This window comes from Streptomyces sp. P1-3 (assembly GCF_050613155.1).
Taxonomy (GTDB): domain Bacteria; phylum Actinomycetota; class Actinomycetes; order Streptomycetales; family Streptomycetaceae; genus Streptomyces.
This window is the reverse complement of sequence record NZ_CP192512.1, coordinates 5,990,738-6,004,016: the sequence shown is the minus strand read 5'-3', so window position 1 is coordinate 6,004,016 and position 13,279 is coordinate 5,990,738. Positions and strand designations below refer to the sequence as shown.

The following is a 13,279-nucleotide window of genomic DNA, read 5'->3' as shown; positions in this document are numbered from 1 at the left end:
AGCGGCGGGGAGGCTCGGCATGCGGTGGTTGGGGTGGCGGCCACGGGCCGGCTCACAGTTCGGGACGCGTCATCGTGAAGCGGGCGTTGACGTGGGCGTATACGGTTTGGCGCTGGGGTTCGAGGTCGAGGGCGGGCGGGGTGTCGGGGGCTGCTCCGCCTGCGGTGGCTCCGCGCATGCGTGCTCCGCCTGGTCGTGAGAACCCGGTGGTGGGGGTGTCCGCTTGGTGGTCGGCGAGTTCGATCAGGGCGACGAGGCGGGCGTCGAGTGCTTCGGCGTATTCGCGGGCGCGGCGGACGGCTTCTTTTACTGCTTTTTGGCGGACTTGGCGGTGGGCGGGGGATCCGGCGCGCAGTGCCCACCAGGGGCCGTCGATGCTGGTGAGGTCTTGGTCGGCGAGGCGGGTGGTCAGTTCGCCGAGGATGGTGAAGTCGGCGATGACCGCGGTGGTGTGGACGGTGCCGTGGTAGGCGCGTATGCGTTCGTTTCGGCCTTTCGGGGTGAGTTGCGGGGTGAGGGTGAAGCCGCCGGTCGCGAGTTTTTCTATCGCTGGGCCGTAGGACTTCAGTAGTTCCAGGGTGTGCTGGTTGCGGGTGGTGAGGTCGTCGAGGGTGGTACGCCGGTCGGTGCCGCGGGCGGTGACACTGATTCTGAGGCGGGCGATTTCGGGGTCGACTTCGAGGCGCGCTTCGCCGCGGACGGCCAGGCGTGGGCTGTCGGGGGTGCCGTAGGGCAGGTGGGTGGTGGCGCTGTGGGTGGGGTGGGGTGGCTGGTCCATGGGGTGGTGGCTCCTGACTGGGGTGGTGGTGCCGTCGGGCTTCATGGTGTGGTGCGACCGTGTGGTGGGCGTTTGGTGTGGAGGGCGAGGGCGATGTCGACCAGGCCGACGCGGGGCAGTGCGGGGATGTGGTCGAGGTCGATCCATTCGGCGCGGTCGGTGGAGCCGTTGGTCTCGTGGCGTAGTTCGCCGCCGGTGACGTGGGCGGCGTAGATGATGCGCAGTCCGTGGAAGTCGGTGCGGCCGCGGCCGCGGCGTGCGTAGTTGCGGCGGGTGGAGTCCATGCCGAGGAGTCGGTCGATGGTGATGGTGTAGCCGGTTTCTTCTGCTGCTTCGCGTATCGCGGCGTCGTAGGGGTCTTCGCCGTGCTCGATGCCGCCGCCGGGCATGGTCCATCGTTTGCCGTCCGGGCCGATCCATCGGGCGAGGAGGACTTTCGTGTCGCGGATGCAGACGGCGTAGGCGGCGACGCGGAGCACGTGGTGGGTCATCGTTCCAGCATGACCGCGTAGCAACCTGATCGAAACCTTTCGGGGGTGTTGTCGTTCCTCACTCTTACGCCAGAATCTACGCGCGTTGTGACCATCTTCAGGGGAGATTCGAATGCCGCTTGATCGAAGGACGTTCCTGGGCCGTTCCGCCGCCACTGGTGCGGGCGTCGCGCTGGCGGGGGCGGCGGCCGCGCCTGCCGAGGCGCACGGGCCCGGTCGCCCGGACCGAAAGCGGTACTCCTTTACCGTCATGGGCACCACGGATCTGCACGGAAACGTGTTCAACTGGGACTACTTCACGGACAAGGAGTTCGACGACAAGGCCCACAACGATGTGGGTCTGGCGAAGATCTCAACGCTGGTGGAGCGGGTGCGGCGGGAGAAGGGGCGGTGCGACACCCTCCTCATCGACGCGGGCGACACGATCCAGGGGACCCAGCTGTCGTACTACTACGCCAAGGTGGACCCGATCACGGGCGAGGACGGCCCGGTGCATCCGATGGCTCAGGCGATGAACGCGATCGGATATGACGCGGCGGCGTTGGGCAACCATGAGTTCAATTACGGCATCCCGGTGCTGCGGAAGTTCCAGGAGCAGTGCGACTTTCCGCTGCTGGGGGCCAACGCGCTGGACGCGAAGACGCTGCGTCCCGCCTTTCCGCCGTACTGGATGACGCGGCTGCGCACCCCGTGCGGGCGGGATGTGAAGGTGGCCGTGCTGGGGCTGACGAACCCGGGCATCGCGATCTGGGACAAGGCCCATGTGCAGGGGAAGATGACGTTCCCGGGGCTGGAGGAGCAGGCGGCGAAGTGGGTGCCGAAGCTGCGGTCGATGGGGGCGGACGTCGTGATCGTGTCCGCGCACTCGGGCAGCAGCGGCACGTCTTCCTACGGTGATCAGCTCCCGTACATCGAGAACGCGGCGGCGCTGATCGCCGAGCAGGTGCCGGGCATCGACGCGATTCTGGTGGGTCACGCGCACACGGAGATCCCCGAGTACCGGGTGACGAACAAGGAGACCGGCAAGCAGGTCGTGCTTTCGGAGCCCCTGAAGTGGGGGCAGCGGCTCACGCTCTTCGACTTCGAGCTGGTCTGGGGCAAGGGCCGCTGGAGTGTGGAGTCGGTGTCGGCGAAGGTGCTGAACTCCAACACGGTCCCGGAGGACCCTCGGATCGTCGGGTTGCTCGGTGATGAGCACAAGAAGGTCGTGGAGTACGTCAACCAGGTCATCGGCACCTCCACTGCGGCGATGGCGGCCGGCGAGGCGCCGTACAAGGACACGCCGATCATCGACTTCATCAACCACGTCCAGGCGGAGACGGTGAAGGAGGCGCTGGCAGGGACGGAGTACGCGGCGCTGCCGGTGCTCTCCCAGGCGTCGTGCTTCTCGCGTACCGCTGCGATCCCGGCGGGTGAGGTGACGATCCGGGAGGTCGCGGGGCTGTATCCGTTCGAGAACACGCTGGAGGCGCGGGTGCTGACCGGCGCCCAGCTGAAGGACTATCTGGAGTTCTCGGCGCGGTACTACGTGCGGACTCCGGCGGGCGGCGAGGTCGATCCGGCGAAGCTGACGAACGCGGACGCCATTCCGGACTACAACTACGACGCGGTGAGCGGTCTGGCGTATGAGATCGACATCGCCAAGGAGCCGGGGGCGCGGATCGCGAAGCTGTCGTTCGGCGGGAAGCCGGTGGACCCGGATGCGCGGTTCGTGCTGGCGGTGAACAACTACCGGGCGAGCGGTGGCGGCAACTTCCCCCATGTGGCGGCGGCCAAGCAGGTGTGGGCCGACTCGGACGAGATCCGCAACACCATCATCGGGTGGGTGAAGGCGAAGGGGACGATCGAGGTGGCGGCGTTCGCGTCGGTGGACTGGAAGCTGACGCGCGACGGCGCGCCGATCTTCTGATTATCGGTCCGTCCCTGTGGATAACGGAGGGCGGGTCCCGGCCGGGTTCGGCACACTGGCGGCATGAACGAAGAGCTCGCCACCGTGCTGGAACCCGTGCTCCGGGACCTGTCCGCCACCTGTGCCGTTCAGCCGAAGGTCGCCGAAGAGGTGTACCACGGTGAAGAGCACGTTGTGCTCTACGAACGGGACGGCAGCGGCACGGGCATAGGTCTGTGGATCGGCCGGAACCACGCCGAGCGCATCGCGCACGTCGCCGACCAGATACAGGTCTGGGCGGTGGAGGCACTGTGCGCGGCGCTCAAGCCCGCCGTGTGGCCCGAGTGTCCCGCCCACCCCGACTCGCATCCGCTTGAGCCCGAGGTCAAGGGCGGGATCGCGGTGTGGTCATGTCCGCGTACGCGCCAGACGGTCTCGCTGATCGGGGAGCTTCCCGGGCCCCGGCCGCGGGTCGAGTCCGAAGGTCGTGAACGCGGTCCGCGCCGGAAGCGGGAACGTCGCCGTGCCCGTGAGTGAGTTGAGGATGACGGCGCTGCGCCATGCGGCCAGGCCCAGGTCGGGGGCGCCCACGCCGTGTGTGTGGCGCTCGGCGTTCTGGACGTAGACCGAGCCGGTGACGGTGGGGTCGAGGACGAGCCGGTGGTGTTCGTCGATGCGTGGGCGTTCGGCGGCGTCGCGCCGGATGTAGGGGGCGAGGGCGGCGAGCAGGGTGTCGACGCTGCGCTCGCGGTAGCCGGTGGCCAGCACCACGGCGTCGGTGGTCAGTCGGCTGCGGGTGCCTTGCTGGATGTGTTCCAGGTGGAGTTCGACGCGGGTGGCGGCGACGCGGCCGGCGGTGCGCACGGTGACACCGGGAGTGAGCACGGCGTCGGGCCAGCCGCCGTGCAGGGTGCGCTGGTACAGCTCGTCGTGGATGGCGGCGATGGTGTCGTGGTCGATGCCCTTGTACAGCTGCCATTGGCTGGGCAGGAGTTGGTCGCGTACCGCTTCGGGCAGGGCGTGGAAGTAGCGGGTGTAGTCGGGAGTGAACTGCTCGAGGCCGAGTTTGCTGTACTCCATGGGTGCGAAGGCGGGGGTGCGCGCCAGCCAGTGCAGCCTCTCCGCGCCGTGCGGCCGGTTGCGCAGCAGGTCGAGGAAGACCTCTGCGCCCGACTGGCCGGAGCCGACGACGGTGACGTGTCCGGCGGCGAGCAGCTGTGACCGGTGGTCGAGGTAGTCGGCGGAGTGCCACAGCGGTACGTCGGGGGTGTGGGCGAGGGGGCGGAGCGGGGCTGGGACGTGGGGGGCGCTGCCGACGCCGAGGACGAGGTGGCGGGCGTAGGTGCGGCCGAGGGTGTGGGTTTCGCCGCTGGGGGCGAGCTGGGTGTAGTCGATTTCGAACAAGGCGCGTTCGGGATTCCAGCGGGCGCCGTCGATCTGGTGGCTGAAGTGCAGGCCGGGAAGTTGCTCGCTCACCCAGCGGCAGTAGCCGTCGTATTCGGCGCGGTGCAGGTGGAATCGCTCGGCGAGGTAGAAGGGGAAGAGTCGGCCGCGGGCTTTGAGGTAGTTGAGGAAGGACCAGGGGCTGGTGGGGTCGGCGAGGGTGACCAGGTCGGCGAGGAAGGGGACTTGGAGGGTGGTGCCTTCGATCATCAGTCCGGGGTGCCAGTGGAAGGCGGGGCGCTGGTCGTAGAAGGCGGTGCGCAGGCCGGGGATGCCGTGGGCGAGGCACGCGAGGGAGAGGTTGAAGGGGCCGATGCCGATGCCCGCGAGGTCGAGCGGCTGATCGGGGTTGGGGTTGGGGTCGGGGGGTGTCATCGGGCCGTAGTGCCTTCCACGAGGTCTAACAGGGTGTGCAGGTCGCCGGGGCGGGTGTGCGGGTTGAGGAGGGTGGCTTTGAGCCAGAGTCCTTCGCCGGTGGTGGCGCGGCCGAGGACGGCGTGGCCGTGGTGCAGCAGGGTGCGGCGGATGTCGGCGACGGTGGTGTCGTCCGCTCCGGTGGGGCGGAACAGGACGGTGCTGATGGTGGGGCGGGCCTGGAGTTCGAGACCGGGGCGGGCTTCGATGAGGTCGGCCAGGTGTTGGGCGGTGGCGCAGACCTGGTCGACGAGGGCGCCGAGTCCGGTGCGGCCGAGCGCGCGCAGGGTGACGGCGATCTTGAGGATGTCGGGGCGTCGGGTGGTGCGCAGGGAGCGGCCGAGGAGGTCGGGGTATCCGGCGTCGGTGTCGTCATCGGCGTTGAGGTAGTCGGCCTGGTGGGCCAAGGGGGCGAACTGGGTGGTGTCGGGAACGGTGAGGAGTCCCGCGGCGACCGGTTGCCAGCCGAGTTTGTGGAGGTCGAGGGTGACGGTGCGGGCCCGGTCCAGGCCTTCGACGCGGGTTCGGTGGGTGTCGCTGAACAGCAGCGGGCCGCCGTAGGAGGCGTCGATGTGCAGGGGGGTCTCGTGCGCGGCGCAGATGTCGGCGAGTTCGGGCAGGGGGTCGATGGCGCCGGTGTCGGTGGTGCCCGCGGTGGCGACGGCGAGGGTGGGGGTGTCGGGAAGTCCGCTGAGGGCGGTGTGCAGGCGGTGGGGGTCGAGGACGCCGGTGGGGGTGGGGAGGGTGAGGGGGGCGGGGAGGCCCAGGAGCCAGGCGGCGCGGTGGATGCTGTGGTGGGCGTTGGCACCGCAGACGATGTGCAGGCGGCCGGGGGCGGCCTCGCGGGCGAGGAGCAGGGCGAGCTGGTTGGATTCGGTGCCGCCGGTGGTGACCAGGGCGTCGGGGGCGGGGGCGCCGGGGTGGACGAGGCCCGCCAGGGCGCGGCAGGTGAGGGCTTCGAGTTCGGCGGCCGCGGGTGCCTGGTCCCAGGAGTCGAGGGAGGGGTTGAGGGCGCTGACGGCGAGGTCGGCGGCGACGGCGACGGCGAGCGGGGGGCAGTGCAGGTGGGCGGTGCAGTGCGGTTCCGCGGGGTCGGCGGCGCCTGCGGCCAGGGCGTGGACGAGGGTGTGCAGGGCGTCGCGGGCGCCGGTGCCGGTGGTGGGGAGGGCGGGTTCGGCGGCGGCGCGGACGCGGTGGCTGACGGCGCCGGGTCCGCCGGACGGCAGCGGGCCGGCCCGGTCGGCGGCGCCGGTGGCGAGGGCGTCGAGGACGATGTCGAGCATCGGGCGGAGCGCGCGCGGGCCGTCGGGGCCTCCGGCGAGGAGGCGGGCGGTCCCGGATGCGGGCACAGGCATGGGTGTGCCCCTCGGGTCGAGGTCAGTACGGGAAGGCCGCCCTAAATTACTTGTCGGATGAGCACCCAGGGCCGCTGTCGCCTGGAGTCCACCCTTACGTGGTACGGCCGCTTGGCTTCCCCGGGTCGGGGTGGTCGCTTCGGCCCCGTACCCTGATGCGTATGGAACTGTCCTTGGAGATTGGCCCGCTCAAGCCCGAATGGCCGGACCTGGTGGCCGCGTTCGTCTCGTTCGCACTGGTCTTCGCCCTGCTGGCGGGGGTGCTCCTGCCGCGTATCGCGAAGGTGCTGCGGGAGCGCGAGGACGCGATCGAGGGGGTTGCGGACCGGGCCGGGGAGACGCGCGCGGAGGCCGAGCGCCTGCACGAGGAGTACCAGCGGCTGCTGGCCGAGGCCCGCCATGAGGCGGCGCGGCTGCGTCAGGAGTCGGCGGAGCAGGGCGCGGTGCTGCTGGCCGAGCTGCGTGCCGAGGGGCAGCGGCAGCGTGAGGAGATGGTCGCGGCGGCGCGGACGCAGCTGGACGCGGACCGGGCCCTCGCGGAGGCGTCGCTGAACCAGGAGATCGACGCGCTCGCGACGACGCTCGCGGGCAAGATCGTCGGTGAGTCGCTGGACGAGTTCGCCCGCGAGCGTGGGTGACGTCGGCGGACCCGCGAGCGTAGAGGTGACGTCGGCTCGCCTGCGAGCGTAGAGGTGACCTCGGCCCGCCCGCCAGCGTGGGTGATGTCGGCTCGCCGCGAGCGTAGGTGCCGTCCGCGGACCCGCGAGCGTAGGTAACGTCTGCCCGCCCATCAGCGTAGGTGCGTCGGCTCGCCCGCCGGCGTAGGTGCGTCGGCTCGCCCGCCGGCGTAGGTGCGTCGGCTCGCCCGCCGGCGTAGGTGCGTCGGCTCGCCTGCGAGCGTAGGACGTCGGCGGGCGTCGGCGGCCTTTCGCCGCTGTGTGAGAACCGCTGAGGCGGCCCCGGTGTTCTGCCGGGGCCGCCTCGCCGTGTCCGGGCCGGGCCGCGCGGCCCGGGCACAGGTCAGCGGAAGTCGTCGCGGTGGTCCTCCGCCCAACGGGTGAACGCGCGGGCGGGGGTGCCGGTCACGTCCCGTACGGTCGTGGTGATCTCGGGGGTGACGCCGACCGTCGCGGCGAAGCTGGCCAGGATCGCGGGGAGCATGGTCGGGGGCACGTGGGGGAAGAGGTCCGGGCCGACGTCGTCGGCGGGGATCTCGCGGAAGGTCAGGGTGCGGCCGAGCGCGGTGCCGATGGCGTGGATCTGCTCGGCGGTGGTGGCGGCGTCCGGGCCGGTGAGCCGGTAGGCGGCGCCCGTGTGGCCGTCTTCGAGGAGGGCGGTCAGGGCGACGGCGGCGATGTCGTGTTCGTGGATCGGGGCGGTGTTGGCGTCCGGGTACGGGCCGCGGATGGTGTCGCCGGAGCGGATCTGGGGCGCCCATTGGAAGGCGTTGGTGGCGAACGCGTTGGGCCGCAGAAAGGTCCACTCCAGGCCGCTGTCGCGGACGGCGGCCTCGTGCTCGGCGTGGTGGCGGTGGATGGGATGGGCGGTGTCGGCCCCCTCCTGGATGATGCCCGAGGAGAGCATGACGACGCGGGTGACACCTGCCCGGCGGGCCGCGTCGAGGAGTGCTGTGGTGGTGCCGGCCCCGGCGCTGAGCGGGGTGGGCCCGCTGAGCGCGCTCAGGTTCAGGAACAGGGCCGTGGCGCCGGTGAACAGCGCGTCGTGCTCGGCGGGTTCGCTGAGGTCGGCGCCGACGACGTCGGCGCCGACGGGCAGCAGGGCCCGCCCGGGGTCGCGGGTCAGGGCGCGCACGGCCTGCCCGGCGGCGAGAAGCTGGGTCACCAGGGAACGTCCCACGTTGCCGGTGGCACCGGTCACAACGATCATGCGCGCTCCTTCTGCGGGCGGCGGGTGCCGCGTTGTCCGGCGGGCTGACCGCCCGTGCCGTGAGGCTATGCGGGCGGGCGGCTCGCCGGATCGGCGTGCGGGACCAGTCGGGTTCGGTCATGAGACCTACGTCCGGACGCCGTGGCCGAACTACTCGACCGCGCTCCGGGGACTCAGCCCCGGACCCCGGATCCGGACCTCAGCCCCGGATCCCGGACCCCGGACCCCGGACCCCGGTCGATCCCGGTCCTCAGACTGCCCCGGACAGGTTCGACGCGTTCGCTTCGCGGGCTCGCAGAGCACGTCGTACGTCGTCCAGTTGGTCGGCGAGGCGGCGGCGCAGGGCGGGCAGGAGGTCGGCGTCGCGCAGGCACTCCTCGCCCAGCCGCAGTGTCTCGGAATCGGCGCCGGTGGGGAAGCCGTACCGGCCGACGACCTCGGCGATGGCGGGGCCGCGGCGGTCGGCGAGGGCGACGGCGGCGGGGAAGTACCGGGGCAGGTAGCCGCGGAGGAGGTCGTGTTGCTCAGGCTGCCAGAAGCCTTCGGCCGTGGCGGTGACCAGGTAGTTCGACAGGTCGTCCCGGTCGAACAGGGCGGTCCAGGCGGCCTCCTTGGCGGCGCGGTCGGGCAGCGCGGCGCGGCAGCGGGCGGCGCCTTCGGCGCCGGTGGCGCTGGGGTCGCGGGCGAGTTCGGCGTCGATGTCGTCGGGGGTGGCGGCGCCGAGTACGGCGAGCCGGAGCAGGAAGCGCCAGCGCAGTTCCGGGTCGAGCGCGGGGCCGCCGGGTACGGTGCCGTCGGCCAGCCAGTCGGTCAGTTCGGCGGTGCCGGTGGCGCTGTCTGCGTAGGTCCGTACGGCGGCCAGTCGCAGTCCTGGTCCCGAGCCGTCCTCGGTGCGGCGCAGCAGGTCCCGGCAGGTGGCCAGCAGGGTGTTCAGGGCCGCGGGGCGCTGTTCGGCGGGGAGGTAGAGGTCGGCGACGTGGAGCCGGGCGAAGCCGAGGACGCCTTCGACGATCGCGGTGTCGGTCTCGTGCGGCAGGTGGGCGCGGACGGTGTCGAGGTAGGCGGTGGGGTCGAGTACGCCGTCGCGCACCATGTCGCGGGCGGCGTTCCAGATCACGGCGCGGGTGAGGGGGTCGGGGAGGCCGGACAGGGAGCGTTGGACGGTGTCCCAGGAGCCGGGGTCGAGGCGGATCTTGGCGTAGCTGAGGTCGGCGTCGTTGAGGAGGAGCAGGTCGGGGCGGTGCCCGGTGAAGGTGAGGGTGAGGTTCTGGCCGCTGCCGTCGAGGTCTGCCTCGATCCGTTTGCGCGGGGCGAGCTGGTGCGGGGCGGCGGGCCGCTGGTCGTACAGGCCGATGGCGATGCGGTGCGGGCGGGTGCCGTCGCCGCTGCCGTCGTGCCGGATGCGGGCGGTCCAGCGGTCGCCGTCGGTGGTGATCTCGGGTGTGAGGGTGTCGACGCCGGTGGTGCGCAGCCAGCGGTCGGCCCAGCCGTGGACGTCGCGGCCGGAGGCGCGGGCGAGGGAGTCGATGAAGTCGGCGAGGGTGGCGTTGCCGAACCGGTGCCGGGCGAAGTGGTCGTTGATGCCGGCGAGGAAGTCCTTCTCGCCGAGCCAGGCGACGAGCTGGCGGAGTGCGGAGGCGCCCTTGGCGTAGGAGATGCCGTCGAAGTTGAGGCGGGCGGAGGCGGTGTCGGGGACGGGGTCGGGGCGGGTGGGGGTGAAGGGGCCGGGGGCGGGGGCCACGGGGTGGGTGGAGGGCCGTTGGTCGGCGTCGTAGCCCCAGTTCTTGCGGCGGACGCCGAAGTCGGCCCAGGTGCCGGTGTAGCCGGTGGCCTCGGTGAGGATCTGGAAGCCCATGTACTCGGCGAAGGACTCGTTGAGCCAGATGTCGTCCCACCATCGCATGGTGACCAGGTCGCCGAACCACATGTGGGCCATCTCGTGGGCGATGACCATGGCGCGGGTCTGGCGCTGGGCGTCGGTGACGGCGGAGCGGTAGACGAACTCGTCGCGGAAGGTGACGAGGCCGGGGTTCTCCATGGCGCCGGAGTTGAACTCGGGGACGAACGCCTGGTCGTAGGAGTCGAAGGGGTAGGGCTCGTCGAAGATCTCGTGGTAGCGGTCGAAGCAGCGCTTGGTGATGTCGAAGAGTTCGTCGGCGTCCGCGTCGAGGTGGGGCGCGAGGGAGCGGCGGACGTGCAGGCCGAGGGGGAGCCCGCGGTGTTCGGTGCGCACCGAGTGGTAGGGGCCGGCGGCGAGCGCCATCAGGTAGGTGCTGATGGGTGGGGTGGGGGCGATGTGCCAGCGGCCGTCGGCGGGGTCGCCGACGCGTTCGGCGATGCCGTTGCCGAGCACGGTCCATTCGGGTGGGGCGGTGACGGTGACCTCGAAGACGGCCTTGAGGTCGGGTTGGTCGAAGGCGGCGAACACCTGGTTGGCGTCGGCCATGCAGCACATGGTGTACAGGTAGGTCTCGCCGTCGGCGGGGTCGGTGAAGCGGTGCATGCCCTCGCCGGTGTGCGAGTAGCGCATGTCGGCCTCGACGCGGAGTTCGTGCTCGCCCGCGGCGAGGCCGATGAGGGTGAGGCGGTTGTCCGTGTATGCGCTGTGGTCCAGGTCGCGGCCGTCGAGGGTGGCGCGGTGCAGGACTTCGGGCCTGAGTTCGACGAAGGTGTCGGTGTCCGTCTCGCGCACGCTGAAGCGGATGGTGGTGGTGGAGCCGAACAGCTCGGCTCCGCGCGTGAGGTCGAGGTCGATGTGGTAGCGGTGGGTGTCGATCAGGCGGGCTCGGGTCTGCGCTTCGTCGCGCCTCAGTACGGACATGGGGACATGCTGCCGTACGGCATGTGGGCGGCGCAGCGGTAAGGGGCGAGGTCCGCGTTGAGCGAAGCGGCTGCCTTGTGGCGAGGGGTGTGGTCCGGTCAGCGGGCGCGGGTGTAGGTGATCCTCTCGTCCTCGCACTCGCCCGCGAGCTGTTCGAGGGCGGCGGCCTCGGCGCGGTCGGCCGTCAGCCGCCAGCGTCCTTTCACCACCAGCCACTCGGCGGTGTACCGGCAGTCGGCGCTGTCGTCGGACGGTTCCCACTGGGCGGGGTCCTGGTCGCCCTTGGCCCGGGTCTCGGCCGCGGTCACGGCGGCCAGGGACCGGGGGTCGTCCTGGTCGTTGGCGTAGGCGCGGCGGTCTTCCTCGGACCAGGCCGAGGCGCCGGAGTCCCATGCCTCGGCGAGGGGGACCATGTGGTCGATGCCGAGGGACCGCGCGCTGGTGTGGTCGGTCTTGTCGTAGTACGAGTGCCAGGCGCCGCCGACCAGGGTGCAGCGGGAGTCGGTCTCCGGTGGGGTGACGGCTTCCTCCAGCAGCACCTCGTCACGGGTGTCGCAGCCGTCCTGGTCCTCGTCGGTCCAGTGCGGGAACAGGTCGCGGCGGTAGCCGGTGCGGTCCTCGGCCGCGATGGGCAGGTCGGCGACGGCCTGGTGCAGGGTGGTGGTGACGGTGTCGCCGGAGGTCGCTGCCGCCGGGGCGGTCGGTGCGGTCAGCAGGGCCGCGGTCGTCGCCGCGCAGGCCGTGATCGCGGTTCGGATACGCAGACGGATACGGGTACGCGCCATGCCAGTCCTCCTTGGGGGGGCTGGCACCTTCCTAGCGGGAGGGACTGTGCGCCGGGCCGTGAAGGCTTGGAGGGTCACTCGAGCGGGGTGGCCGCGGGGGCGTCGCCCGGGGCTGCCGGGGCGGTTTCGGCGATCCGTTCGTGGTGGCGGATGACCTCGGCGATGATGAAGTTGAGCAGCTTCTCGGCGAAGGCGGGGTCGAGGTTGGCGCTCTCCGCGAGCTGCCGCAGTCGGGCGATCTGGCGCGCTTCGCGGGAGGGGTCGGCGGGCGGCAGCCGGTGGGCGGCCTTGAGGTGGCCGACCTGCTGGGTGCATTTGAAGCGCTCGGCGAGCATGTGGACCACGGCGGCGTCGATGTTGTCGATGCTCTCGCGCAGCCGGCTCAGCTCGGCTTGTACGGACTCGTCGATGGCGCCGGGTGCGTCGTTGTCGGCGGGTTCGCGGTTCGTCATGAGCAGACCCTATGTGGCGTGGCCCTCGGCCGGGGAGCCGGGCACGATGGTGGGCGGCCGGTCGGGCTCGGGTACGCGGTCGCTCCAGCCGCCGGGGACGGTGCGGCCCTGCTGCTCGCGGAAGCGGACGGGTGAGGTGCCGACGCGGCGGGTGAACAGCCGGCTGAAGTAGGCGGGGTCGTCGTAGCCGATGCGGCGGGCGACGGCGGCGACGGGGAGTTCGGTGCCGACGAGGAGTTCCTTGGCGCGGCCGAGCCGGATGCCGAGCAGGTAGTCCTTGGGGCTGCAGCCGGCGCCGCGGCGTACGGCGACGCGCAGTTCGGTGGGGGTCATCCCGTGTCGGGCGGCGTGTTCGGCGACGGACAGGGGACGGCAGGCGTCGCGGGCCAGGGCTTGCAGGACGGGGTGGCCGTCGCCGCCGGTGTCGGCGCGGGCGCGGCGCAGCGCGACGAGGAGTTCGTGGACGGCGGCGGCGGTCTCCACCTCCAGGAACGGGTTTCCCGGCCGGGCGGCGCGGACGATCCGGCCGATGGCGGTGCGCGCGGTGGCGGTGTCGGTGAGCGGCACGACGGGCCGGTCGGGGTCGATGTAGCCCAGTTCGGTGTAGGTGGTGGTGGCCGGTCCGGTGAAGTCGACGAAGCTCTCGTCCCAGCCGGGGTCGGCGGCGTAGTGGTGCGGTGTGCCGGGGGTGAGCCAGATCAGGGCGGGTGCGGTGATGGTGTGGCGGCGGCCGTCGCAGCTCTGGTACCAGCCGCGGCCCGCGCTGATGACCACGGCCACGTGGTGGTCGAGGGTGCGCGGGCCGACTTCGGGCAGGGCGCCGTGCTGGAGACCGACGCCGAGGCAGACCAGACCGAGCCGGTGGTGGGCCGGGCTGGGCGTGAAGTACCGCATCCAGGTGTGGTACACGGGCTCCCTCCGTCCGGACACGCCCGATCGTTGTCGATGAACGGGCGCTCCGCCAG

Annotated in this window: 11 protein-coding genes; 2 read left to right on the top strand and 9 right to left on the bottom strand. The window is 71.6% G+C overall.

From position 1 onward, the window contains the following. Positions 1-52 precede the first annotated feature (52 nt). Both ACQUSR_RS25615 and ACQUSR_RS25610 read right to left on the bottom strand, forming a co-directional pair. Entirely contained in the window at positions 53-778 is a 726-nt protein-coding gene (locus ACQUSR_RS25615) for an SIMPL domain-containing protein (protein ID WP_431044965.1), read from the bottom strand. A gap of 41 nt (positions 779-819) precedes the next feature. Then, positions 820-1,269: an NUDIX hydrolase gene (locus ACQUSR_RS25610; protein ID WP_431044964.1), complete on the bottom strand. Its 450-nt coding sequence runs from the start codon at positions 1,267-1,269 to the stop codon at positions 820-822. Positions 1,270-1,381: 112 nt separating this feature from the next. On the opposite strand from ACQUSR_RS25610, the gene ACQUSR_RS25605 reads away from it, so the two are divergent. Beyond that, on the top strand, positions 1,382-3,178 hold the full coding sequence (locus tag ACQUSR_RS25605) for a bifunctional metallophosphatase/5'-nucleotidase (protein WP_431044963.1): 1,797 nt from the start codon (positions 1,382-1,384) through the stop codon (positions 3,176-3,178). 387 nt (positions 3,179-3,565) lie between these two features. Here ACQUSR_RS25605 and ACQUSR_RS25600 read toward each other — a convergent pair whose 3' ends face one another. Together ACQUSR_RS25600 and ACQUSR_RS25595 are read right to left on the bottom strand one after the other, a co-directional pair. Further along, positions 3,566-4,975, bottom strand: a complete 1,410-nt coding sequence (locus tag ACQUSR_RS25600; RefSeq protein ID WP_431044962.1) for a lysine N(6)-hydroxylase/L-ornithine N(5)-oxygenase family protein — start codon at positions 4,973-4,975, stop codon at positions 3,566-3,568. After that, positions 4,972-6,369 (bottom strand): pyridoxal phosphate-dependent decarboxylase family protein, encoded by a 1,398-nt coding sequence (locus tag ACQUSR_RS25595; protein ID WP_431044961.1) that lies wholly within the window; start codon positions 6,367-6,369, stop codon positions 4,972-4,974. The genes ACQUSR_RS25600 and ACQUSR_RS25595 overlap by 4 nt, the downstream gene beginning before the upstream one ends. 161 nt (positions 6,370-6,530) lie before the next feature. On the opposite strand from ACQUSR_RS25595, the gene atpF reads away from it, so the two are divergent. Beyond that, complete coding sequence (atpF, locus tag ACQUSR_RS25590) at positions 6,531-7,007, top strand: F0F1 ATP synthase subunit B (protein ID WP_431044960.1); 477 nt, start codon at positions 6,531-6,533, stop codon at positions 7,005-7,007. Positions 7,008-7,389: 382 nt separating this feature from the next. On the opposite strand, the gene ACQUSR_RS25585 is transcribed toward atpF, so the two are convergent. The 5 genes from ACQUSR_RS25585 to ACQUSR_RS25565 all read right to left on the bottom strand — a co-directional run bounded on the left by ACQUSR_RS25585 (position 7,390) and on the right by ACQUSR_RS25565 (position 13,223). Continuing rightward, complete coding sequence (locus tag ACQUSR_RS25585; RefSeq protein WP_431044959.1) at positions 7,390-8,256, bottom strand: SDR family oxidoreductase; 867 nt, start codon at positions 8,254-8,256, stop codon at positions 7,390-7,392. A 250-nt stretch (positions 8,257-8,506) separates the two neighbouring features. Then, a complete protein-coding gene (pepN, locus tag ACQUSR_RS25580) occupies positions 8,507-11,077 on the bottom strand; it encodes an aminopeptidase N (RefSeq protein ID WP_431044958.1) in 2,571 nt (856 codons plus the stop codon). Positions 11,078-11,175: 98 nt separating this feature from the next. Further along, positions 11,176-11,862 carry a GmrSD restriction endonuclease domain-containing protein gene (locus ACQUSR_RS25575; RefSeq protein WP_431044957.1) on the bottom strand — a complete coding sequence of 229 codons (687 nt, stop codon included), beginning with the start codon at positions 11,860-11,862 and terminating at the stop codon, positions 11,176-11,178. Between the two features lie 74 nt (positions 11,863-11,936). After that, complete coding sequence (locus ACQUSR_RS25570; RefSeq protein WP_431044956.1) at positions 11,937-12,314, bottom strand: chorismate mutase; 378 nt, start codon at positions 12,312-12,314, stop codon at positions 11,937-11,939. A gap of 9 nt (positions 12,315-12,323) precedes the next feature. After that, complete coding sequence (locus tag ACQUSR_RS25565; RefSeq protein WP_431044955.1) at positions 12,324-13,223, bottom strand: AraC family transcriptional regulator; 900 nt, start codon at positions 13,221-13,223, stop codon at positions 12,324-12,326. Positions 13,224-13,279 lie beyond the last annotated feature (56 nt).

Coding starts and splice junctions, on each gene's coding strand:
- ACQUSR_RS25615 (WP_431044965.1), bottom strand. CDS start 778: ATGGACCAGCCACCCCACCCCACCCACAGCGCCACCACCCACCTGCCC.
- ACQUSR_RS25610 (WP_431044964.1), bottom strand. CDS start 1,269: ATGACCCACCACGTGCTCCGCGTCGCCGCCTACGCCGTCTGCATCCGC.
- ACQUSR_RS25605 (WP_431044963.1), top strand. CDS start 1,382: ATGCCGCTTGATCGAAGGACGTTCCTGGGCCGTTCCGCCGCCACTGGT.
- ACQUSR_RS25600 (WP_431044962.1), bottom strand. CDS start 4,975: ATGACACCCCCCGACCCCAACCCCAACCCCGATCAGCCGCTCGACCTC.
- ACQUSR_RS25595 (WP_431044961.1), bottom strand. CDS start 6,369: ATGCCTGTGCCCGCATCCGGGACCGCCCGCCTCCTCGCCGGAGGCCCC.
- atpF (WP_431044960.1), top strand. CDS start 6,531: ATGGAACTGTCCTTGGAGATTGGCCCGCTCAAGCCCGAATGGCCGGAC.
- ACQUSR_RS25585 (WP_431044959.1), bottom strand. CDS start 8,256: ATGATCGTTGTGACCGGTGCCACCGGCAACGTGGGACGTTCCCTGGTG.
- pepN (WP_431044958.1), bottom strand. CDS start 11,077: ATGTCCGTACTGAGGCGCGACGAAGCGCAGACCCGAGCCCGCCTGATC.
- ACQUSR_RS25575 (WP_431044957.1), bottom strand. CDS start 11,862: ATGGCGCGTACCCGTATCCGTCTGCGTATCCGAACCGCGATCACGGCC.
- ACQUSR_RS25570 (WP_431044956.1), bottom strand. CDS start 12,314: ATGACGAACCGCGAACCCGCCGACAACGACGCACCCGGCGCCATCGAC.